At 45.8% G+C, this 5,577-nt stretch carries 6 protein-coding genes; all 6 read left to right on the top strand.

Translation table 11 applies throughout. The features are described 5' to 3' along the window. On the top strand, positions 1-623 hold a 623-nt coding region (locus ACLR2L_RS18555; protein WP_413370311.1), incomplete at its 5' end, for a 3-hydroxybutyrate dehydrogenase. A gap of 109 nt (positions 624-732) precedes the next feature. After that, positions 733-1,608, top strand: coding sequence for an NAD(+) kinase (gene nadK, locus ACLR2L_RS18550; protein WP_413370309.1), 876 nt, complete (start codon positions 733-735; stop codon positions 1,606-1,608). 154 nt (positions 1,609-1,762) lie between these two features. Beyond that, complete coding sequence (locus ACLR2L_RS18545; protein ID WP_413370307.1) at positions 1,763-2,326, top strand: ATP-binding cassette domain-containing protein; 564 nt, start codon at positions 1,763-1,765, stop codon at positions 2,324-2,326. Further along, positions 2,326-3,444, top strand: coding sequence for a DUF6136 family protein (locus ACLR2L_RS18540; protein ID WP_413370305.1), 1,119 nt, complete (start codon positions 2,326-2,328; stop codon positions 3,442-3,444). Before ACLR2L_RS18545 ends, ACLR2L_RS18540 begins: the two co-directional genes overlap by 1 nt. A gap of 78 nt (positions 3,445-3,522) precedes the next feature. Then, positions 3,523-5,208, top strand: a complete 1,686-nt coding sequence (gene recN, locus ACLR2L_RS18535; RefSeq protein ID WP_413370303.1) for a DNA repair protein RecN — start codon at positions 3,523-3,525, stop codon at positions 5,206-5,208. A gap of 152 nt (positions 5,209-5,360) precedes the next feature. Next, positions 5,361-5,577, top strand: a 217-nt coding sequence (locus ACLR2L_RS18530; RefSeq protein ID WP_413370301.1) for an outer membrane protein assembly factor BamE, incomplete at its 3' end; no start/stop codon positions are given.

Raw genomic sequence — 5,577 nt, 5'->3', positions numbered from 1 at the left:
CAGCCGGTGGCAGTGCCCAACCGGTGGAAATTGACGTTACTAATGCGGCGGGTATCGCAGCGTTACCCGAAAAACTTAAAGCTACGCCGGTGGATATTCTGGTAAACAACGCAGGTATTCAGCATGTGTCTAAAATTGAGGACTTTCCACCTGAAAAGTGGCAGCTACTGATTAATATTATGTTGGTTGCGCCTGCACTGCTCACACAGGCATTTCTGCCACATATGCGCAGTAACAACTTTGGCCGTATCATTAATATCGGCTCAATCCACTCTGTAGTAGCATCCCCTTTCAAGTCGGCTTACGTAGCAGCCAAACACGGTTTGCTGGGATTTGCGAAAACTATTGCACTGGAAACAGGCGATTGCAACGTTACCATTAACACCATTTGCCCGGCCTATGTAAGAACGCCATTAGTTGAAAAACAAATTGCCGCCCAGGCAAAAGAAAATGGCATTACGGAAGAAGATGTGGTGAATAAAATCATGTTGGAGCCTATGCCCAAGAAAGCCTTTATCAGCCTGGAAGAACTGGGGGAAACTGCTGATTTTCTGATCAGCAATGCCGCGCGTAACATTACCGGCCAAACACTCATTCTCGATGGTGGCTGGACTGCCCGTTAATCTTTTCAACACTATTTTTGCCGGTGGATAGCAGATAGCGCTGCCACCGGCTTTATTTTGCTTCACCGGATATGTTAATGTCGCCTCAGTAAATGGGGAATGCACACATATGCCTTATAAAACGGTTGGACTTATCGGCAAAGCGGCTCATAAAGGAGCCCACGCAAGTTTAAATGCACTGGCCGACTATTTATGCGCTAAACAATGCAAAATTCTGGTTGAAGAAACCGTTGCCGCAGAAATGGATTGCGACGATTTTACCGTGTGCGATTTGGTAACCATCGGCAAACAAGCCGATCTGGCTGTAGTAGTAGGCGGCGATGGTAATATGCTGGGAGCCGCCAGGGTCCTGTCCCGATTTAATATTCATGTGGTTGGTGTTAACCGGGGAAACCTGGGGTTTCTTACCGACATTCACCCCGACGAAGTGGTTCAGCAGATGGATCTTATCTACAACGGTGAAACTATTGTAGAGCAACGCTTTTTACTGGAAGTGGAAGTGTATCGTCACGAACTGTTGAAAAGTAACAATTCAGCCGTTAACGAAGTGGTGCTCCACCATGGTAAAGTAGCCCATATGATGGAATTTGAAGTGTTCATAGACGACCACTTTGTCTTCAGTCAGCGCTCAGATGGGTTAATTGTAGCAACCCCTACGGGTTCAACTGCTTATTCTCTGTCGGGTGGCGGCCCAATTCTGATGCCGCATTTAGATGCCCTCACCCTGGTCCCCATGTTTCCCCATACATTGAGCAGCAGGCCAATTGTAGTAGATGCTAACAGCACCGTTTCCATGCGGGTATCCAAAGTTAACTCCGACAGCTTGCAGGTAAGTTGCGATAGCCACATTGTTCTGCCCGTGCTACCCGGTGACGAAATCCGGGTGCGCAAGGGCAACCACAGATTGTCGATGGTTCATCCTAAAGATTACAACTATTTCAATGTATTGCGAAAGAAGCTGGGCTGGGGTAGCAAGCTGTATTAATTAAGCAATCATTCGCTCTACGACATACTTTGAAATGATTTTTTGCTTGAGGAATGGTCGGGTTAGCTGTGATTCTATCTACATTCAACACAACCGAAAATTGTGAGTACCGCCATTGCTTAGTGTTACCAATGTATCCTTGTGTTTTTCGCGCGTGGCTTTATTTAGCCAATTAACCTTAGCAATACCTGAGAAACGCGTGGTGATCACCGGCGAAAATGGCAGCGGTAAAACTACATTATTGCTGCTTGCCGCAGGATTAATGCAGCCAGATTCAGGTGTGATACAGTTTAACCAGCTATCGGTGAATTCAATTGAAACCAAGTCACGAATAGGTATCAGCGCAAATAAAATAACGTTGCCTACCTTTTTTAGCGCCCAGGAATTACTAACATTTCACTGCCACATGCACAAATGCAAACTGGATTTGAATATGGCGCATGCGCTTGGCCTAACCCCCTTCCTGCAAACAAAAGTAGGGGATTTATCGCTGGGGAATTACAAAAAGCTAAGCTTACTCACTGCCCTGCTTCATAAGCCTGAATTACTGTTACTCGATGAGCCCACCAATGGACTCGACAATGACGCCAGAGACGCAATGAATACCATTCTGAACGCGTTTACCGGTCAGCTAATTATTGCCAGTCATGACACCGCGCTACTCACGGTGCCATTCGAGCGGGAAATCCCCATGCAACAGATCCGCAGTATCAGCTAATGCACTACTGGACATTCCGGCTCGCTATTTATCAACAACACCTGGAAGCCTGGTTAAACAGTATCAAACAAGCTGCGGCTGGTTTGGTGTACCTGTTCCCAATGGCCCTGCCTGCCTTGTTTTTACTCCCGTTATTGGCATTGGGCATACTGGCAGATGCCGACACCCCAACCAATCAATTTGGTCTCACGTTATGGGGATTTTTGCTGCTTACCCATAGCTGGGTTGTTCTACAAAAAGACGGCATTCTGGCTACGCCTAACAAATATTACGATGCCAGCCTGCCCGTTTCTGCCACACAACGCTTTGTCATAACGTTGCTGGTTACGCTTTATGCTGCGCATATTTTTATAGCGGGCCCTGTTCTGCTTTTTCTTATAATGGCGCTGGGTAATATTGAACAATTACTCTCCCAGCCTTTTACAGAATCCCTGTACCAATTATTCCCTATCGCCGCAGTGAGTTTACTGGCCGTACAAGTGATTGTGTTGGCGTTATACAGGCGCTACCCACTATTTAGCCTCATTCTGGCACCGCTAATGCTAATGCCCGCTATGAGTGTATTTTCTACACCAGTGTTAGTAGGCAGTTGGACAGTGCTTCTAATTACTGAGCAAATACTTCCCCCTGTCAAACTGCGCATTCGCTGGCTACCAGCAGGTATGTTACGCTTATTTATCACAGCGGATATCGCCTCTCCCAACAAAGGCATGCTTAGGTTGATTTCGCTATTGATCCTGTTGATTTGCGCCCAGGTATTTATGCAATCTGTTGCGCCTGAAGCATCCAATGCGGCAGGTTATCTGTTTAGTTTTATTGTGGGCATTTTGCTGGCAAGTAAGCTAATCGATACTCTGGGCGTTAAAGCACAGTACCAACACTACCTGAACACGTTGCCAGTAAGTATTCCCCAGCAAACAGCGATAGCTGTGGCATACAGTACACTTTACTGTATACCCTTGTTAGCAACAGTTACGTGGTTTGCTACATTTCACTTTGCACATTGGTATGTACTTGCTGCCATTTTTACCGCGACAAAAGCAGGTATTTTATTGAATAGAAAATACTTTTTAGTATTTCCATGCTGCACAGCACTGGGGTTGTGGTGGGTGATGTGAAATAATTGCGCGCTCCCCTCTTTACATCACCAAAATACTGTATATATTTACACATACTGTATAAATATCGAGTTGGTTATGTTATCTCATCTTTCGGTTAAAAATTTTGCGGTCGTAAAAGAAGTCAATATTGCATTTGAATCGGGAATGACTGCGGTAACCGGTGAAACCGGTGCGGGTAAATCCATTGCTATTGATGCGCTCAGCCTGTGTATGGGCGAACGCGCCGATGCCTCAGCGGTGAGAAAAGGCGCCGATAAAGCCGAAATTATTGCCTATTTTTCGTTGCTGGATAGCCCGAAGGCCAGAGAGTGGCTGGACGAAAACGATGTAGTGCTCGATGATGACGCCAACACGTGTTTTATTCGCCGTTTGATTTCTAAGGAAGGCCGTTCTAAGGCTTTTATAAATGGTGTACCTGTAGCCTTGCAACAATTAAAACAGTTGGGGCAGCATCTTATTGCTATCCACGGTCAAAATACGCACCTGCAACTGCTGAAAGACGATGTACAACGCAAACTGGTGGATGATTTTGCCGGACACAGAAAAGCGCTGGAACAAACCAGAGCCGCCTATCAAAAATGGCAATCTCTGGCCAAAGAGCTAACAAAACTTCAGGAAGCAGCGCAACAACGTGCCGATCGCGAGCAATTACTCAGTTATCAGGTATCTGAATTGAATGATTTTGCGATAGAAGATGGCGAATTTGCCGAGTTAGAAGCTGAGCACAAACGCCTGAGTAACGGTCAGACACTGCTCGAGCAAGCGCAAATGAGTTTTTACACACTGTACGAATCAGACGAATTTAACGCGCTGCAAGCAATTCGAACCAGTATGGATAAACTGGGCGAATTAGAAGAGCACGATCCTACGCTCACCCCGATTGTAGCCATGCTAAACGATGCCGCCATTCAAGTTGAAGAGGCTGCGCATGAATTACGCAGTTACTGCGATCATCTGGAAATTGATCCACTGCGTTTGCAACAGGTAGAAAAGCGTTACAGCCAGGCTTTGGAACTGGCCAGAAAACATTTTGTGATGGCCGAAGATCTGTATGCACATCACCAGGCATTAAGTGAAGAGTTAGCAAATTTAAACGCCGATAGTGAACGTCTTGATGAAATCAGTGCAGAGCTTGCCGCAGCGCATCAACACTATATGGACGCCAGTAAAGCATTATCAGACAGCAGGGCAAAAGCGGCAACTGCACTCGCTGAACAGGTTCAAGCGCAAATTCGTACACTGAATATGCCTCATGCCGTATTTACCATTGAAGTAAACTACAACTTAACCAATAAGCCTGCCGCTATTGGATTAGATGACATTACCATGTTGGTATCGACCAACCCGGGTCAACCAGCTGATCGACTCGACAAAGTCGTTTCAGGTGGTGAGTTATCGCGAATTGGATTGGCTTTACAAGTTATTAGCCGTGACAGCGATTTAACACCAACGCTGATTTTTGATGAGGTTGATACTGGTATCAGTGGTCCAACCGCCTCAATAGTTGGGCAATTGCTACGCCGCTTGGGTAAAGAAAATCAGGTAATGTGTGTTACCCATTTACCCCAGGTAGCAGCGCAAGCGCACAATCAGCTGTTTGTTACCAAAACAACAGACGGCAATGAAACCCAAACCCATATTCTGGCGTTAACCGCGCAGGCACGGATTGATGAATTGGCAAGGTTATTGGCGGGAGACAAGATCACCCCGAATGCACTGGCAAACGCACGTGAACTTTTAGAGAATGTCCAACCGAACTAAGTGATGTTTTGTGGGTCGAAGTTGACGTACTGGCACGGAGCGATTAGCATGCTCATCGTCCAGTATGTCTGGCATACCGTTTTTAGAACAAATTTAGGGTATGCAGGCCCACTATAACGATTACAAACTGTTTTAATTGGATTTTTCTGTTAATGAAGCTGTCTCACCTGATTGTTGTGCTTTTGCTCACTGTATTTACCAGTGCCTGTTCTAACTGGATTTATCGAATTGATATTCCACAAGGAAACTTCCTTGACGAAAAAGACGTAAAAAAATTGCGAATTGGCATGACCAAAGAGCAGGTTGAATTTGTGTTAGGCCGCCCTATTCTTAAAGATGCCTTTGATACAGATACCTGGTATTACTATT

The organism is Alteromonas sp. AMM-1 (genome assembly GCF_047290655.1).
In the GTDB taxonomy this organism is placed as follows: Bacteria; Pseudomonadota; Gammaproteobacteria; order Enterobacterales; family Alteromonadaceae; genus Alteromonas; species Alteromonas mangrovi.
This window is presented reverse-complemented; position numbering and strand designations above follow the sequence as displayed.